This window comes from Streptomyces glaucescens (assembly GCF_002154375.1).
In the GTDB taxonomy this organism is placed as follows: Bacteria; Actinomycetota; Actinomycetes; order Streptomycetales; family Streptomycetaceae; genus Streptomyces; species Streptomyces glaucescens.
The window spans coordinates 1-2,006 of sequence record NZ_MUND01000084.1 but is presented as its reverse complement, the minus strand read 5'-3'; the positions used below and the strand labels follow the sequence as shown (position 1 = coordinate 2,006).

Here is a 2,006-nt window from a genome sequence, read left to right as displayed (position 1 = left end):
CTCGCCCTCGGCGCCGCCGCCGTGGCCGTCGCGGCGGCCATCGGCGCCGGCACCTGGCTGGCCACGTCGGGCGACGAGCCGGGTGGTACCCCCCAGGACATGAAGAACTCGGCCCCGGAGACGCCCTGAGACGCCGGGTGCGGTGATCCGGCCCGTCCGGCGACCGAGACGAGGCCCGGTCAGGGCCGAGGCGGGGGTCCGGGGGCGGCAGCCCCCGGTGGCCCGCACCGACGCCGGGTGCGTCACAACCGACGTCGGGACCGGCACGGGCAAACCGGCGGAGCCGTTACGCTGGGAGCGTGGCAGTCGTCGATGTATCCGAAGAGCTCAAGTCCCTCTCCTCGACCATGGAGTCGATCGAGGCCGTTCTGGACCTCGACAAGATGAGGGCAGACATCGCCGTGCTCGAGGAGCAGGCGGCCGCGCCGTCCCTGTGGGACAACCCGGACGAGGCGCAGAAGATCACCAGCAAGCTCTCCCACCTCCAGGCGGAGGTGAGGAAGGCCGAGGCCCTGCGCTCGCGGATCGACGATCTCGCCGTGCTCTTCGAGATGGCCGAGGAGGAGGACGACCCGGACACCCGTGCCGAGGCCGAGTCCGAGCTGGTCGCCGTCAAGAAGGCGCTGGACGAGATGGAGGTGCGGACTCTCCTCTCCGGCGAGTACGACTCCCGTGAGGCGCTCGTCAACATCCGCGCCGAGGCCGGTGGCGTCGACGCCGCCGACTTCGCCGAGAAGCTCCAGCGCATGTACCTGCGCTGGGCCGAGCAGCGCGGCTACAAGACGGAGCTGATCGAGACCTCGTACGCGGAAGAGGCCGGCATCAAGTCGACCACCTTCTCCGTGCAGGCGCCCTACGCCTACGGCACCCTCTCCGTCGAGCAGGGCACCCACCGCCTGGTGCGCATCTCGCCCTTCGACAACCAGGGCCGCCGCCAGACCTCGTTCGCGGGTGTCGAGGTGCTGCCCGTGGTCGAGCAGTCCGACCACGTCGAGATCGACGAGTCCGAACTGCGCATCGACGTCTACCGGTCCTCCGGACCCGGCGGCCAGGGCGTGAACACCACCGACTCCGCGGTGCGCATCACGCACCTCCCGACCGGCATCGTCGTCTCCTGCCAGAACGAGCGGTCGCAGATCCAGAACAAGGCCACCGCCATGAACGTCCTCCAGGCGAAGCTGCTGGAGCGGCGCCGCCAGGAGGAGCAGGCCAAGATGGACGCCCTCAAGGGCGACGGCGGCAACTCCTGGGGCAACCAGATGCGCTCGTACGTCCTGCACCCGTACCAGATGGTCAAGGACCTGCGCACGGACCACGAGGTCGGCAACCCCGAGGCCGTGTTCAACGGCGAGATCGACGGGTTCCTGGAAGCCGGAATTCGCTGGCGCAAGCAGCAGGAGAAGTAAGTTTGTCGACAAAGTCAACCGCCCCTGATCCAGGGGCGGTTGTTCTTTGCCCAGGTTTCACATCACACTCACAGGCGTCGACCCCGGCAAACCGCATCGCATAGGGCATAGCGCGCGCAACGGCCTTGACGTTGCTTTGAAAAATCGGAAGGGTGAAGCGCGGCATGCGTATCTCTGGGGCGCATGTGAACCGGGGGGCTTCAAGACAGCTATCTCCGTTGATCACGGCCCCGAGCGCCGCCTCATTGACGATCAGCTACTGGGGGTAGCAACCACATGACCAAGAAGACGCGGATGCGTGTCGCGCGGATAGCGGCAGGCGCCGTGATCGCCGCCGGTGCCTCGCTGACTGCCGCGGGTGTCGCTCAGGCTGCCGGTGCGGACGACCCGATCTGCGACATCGTCGTCACTCCGGACTGCGAAGAGGACCCGGGCGACCCCGGTGACCCGGGCGATCCTGGTGACCCGGGTGACCCCGGTGACCCGGGTGACCCGGGCGACCCCGGTGACCCTGGTGACCCGGGCGACCCTGGTGACCCGGGCGACCCGGGCGACCCGGGCGACCCTGGTGACCCTGGTGACCCGGGCGACCCTGGTGAC

General features: G+C 68.8%; 1 protein-coding gene. It reads left to right on the top strand.

The window, feature by feature from the left end; all coding sequences use genetic code 11:
- Nucleotides 1-299: 299 nt before the first annotated feature.
- Nucleotides 300-1,406: a peptide chain release factor 2 gene (prfB, locus tag CCN42_RS06510; RefSeq protein ID WP_086733662.1), complete on the top strand. Its 1,107-nt coding sequence runs from the start codon at nucleotides 300-302 to the stop codon at nucleotides 1,404-1,406.
- Nucleotides 1,407-2,006: the final 600 nt, after the last annotated feature.